Source organism: Mesorhizobium sp. M1A.F.Ca.ET.072.01.1.1, from assembly GCF_004023325.1.
In the GTDB taxonomy this organism is placed as follows: domain Bacteria; phylum Pseudomonadota; class Alphaproteobacteria; order Rhizobiales; family Rhizobiaceae; genus Mesorhizobium.
In genome coordinates this window covers 1-1,336 of sequence record NZ_RZSF01000643.1, presented here as the reverse complement: position 1 = coordinate 1,336, position 1,336 = coordinate 1, and the positions used below count along the sequence as shown (strand labels likewise).

2 protein-coding genes are annotated in these 1,336 nt (G+C 61.2%); both read left to right on the top strand.

Annotated features, from left to right (window positions below; translation table 11 throughout):
- On the top strand, positions 1–820 hold an 820-nt coding region (locus tag EOA32_RS37235; protein WP_145971515.1), incomplete at its 5' end, for a tetratricopeptide repeat protein.
- Positions 821–834: 14 nt separating this feature from the next.
- Positions 835–1,125 carry a hypothetical protein gene (locus EOA32_RS37230; protein ID WP_095776319.1) on the top strand — a complete coding sequence of 97 codons (291 nt, stop codon included), beginning with the start codon at positions 835–837 and terminating at the stop codon, positions 1,123–1,125.
- Positions 1,126–1,336: the final 211 nt, after the last annotated feature.

Below are 1,336 nucleotides of genomic sequence, written 5' to 3'. Positions count from 1 at the left end.
CAGCGGATACCTCAACGCCACGGGAACGGGAATGCCCGTCAATCGCAAGCAGGCCAACACCTTCTATGCCGCAGCGTCCGAGAAGGGCGATCCGTATGGAATGACCTCGTGGGGTCGCGCTTTGTTCAACGGCTATGGCGTCGATCGTGATGCCACCAAGGGCCTGGACCTGCTCCTCAAGGCGGCGGCGATGGGGCACACCTATGCCATGAACGACCTCGCCGCGATTTTTACGGAAGGTCGTAACGGCGTACCTGCCGATCCGGCTCGCGCCGTGGCCTTCCTCAAAGCGGGCGTCGAACGGCAGGACATGTATTCGATGAACCTGCTCGGCCGAAATTATCTCGCCGGCACTGGGGTTGAGAAGGATCCCAAGAGCGCGCTCGAACTCTTCCAGAAATCCATGGATCTCGGCCAACCCTACGCTCCCGGCAGCTTGGCGCGTATGTACAGGGACGGTGTCGGTGTGCAGCAGGACCTTGCTGAGGCGCAACGCCTTTTCGAGGTAGCGACCGACCGCGGTGATCAGTCGGCCGCATATGATCGCGCGGCTCTGGAACTGCAGCGGGGCGACAAGGCGGACCAGCCTCTCGCCGTACGTTACCTTGCTTTCGCGGCCGCGCTCGATGTTCGCAACGAAATTCCAGATGCCAAGGCCACGCTGGCGAAGTTCGGAGCTAAAGCGAAAACGGCGGCCCTGAAACAGCTGCGTGGGGAACTCAAATCAAAGATTTCGGCGGAGGGCTCGTTGGACGTTCAACTGGTCAAGACGGCCAGAGCGGTCTGGGAGCAAGCCAATCCGCGTCGGGACTTGTTCTGATCAACAAGGAGGCAATGGTGGGCAGGGCATCGAAACTGGCAATCATCGCAACATTCCTAACTGGAGTTCTGGCTGTCGCGGGGTGCACCGCCGTGACGCCCCAGGTCGAACCGGAGCCGACGACGAAGCAAAAAGTCGTTCGGACAACGACCACGCCAAAGGTGATCAAGCAGAAGAAGGTCACCGCGAAGAAGCCGATCGAACCGGCGGAGGTAACAACTGAAGCTCCGCCTCCAGTTATTCCAGCGATGGGCGGAGGCGGTAGCGGCGGCAATAGTGGTGGTGGTGGCGGCTGGGGAGGTTGACCCCAAGGGGCGCAAGGCGGCTATACGTGATCGCCGACATTCGAGCAGGCTTGGCTAGTTTGAGCAGGCTTGGCTAGTAAGCATCGGCCGATTGCTGCTGCGCCTCCATCTCCGCCATCTCGATGCCCATTTCGACGAAGGCTGAAAGCACGGTAAACCGGTCCGCGAGCGATACCCGCGCAAGGCCTGCCAGTATCCCCGCGCCGACGGC

Excerpts from the sequence above, each read along its gene's own strand:
- EOA32_RS37230 (WP_095776319.1), top strand. The coding sequence starts at position 835 with ATGGTGGGCAGGGCATCGAAACTGGCAATCATCGCAACATTCCTAACT.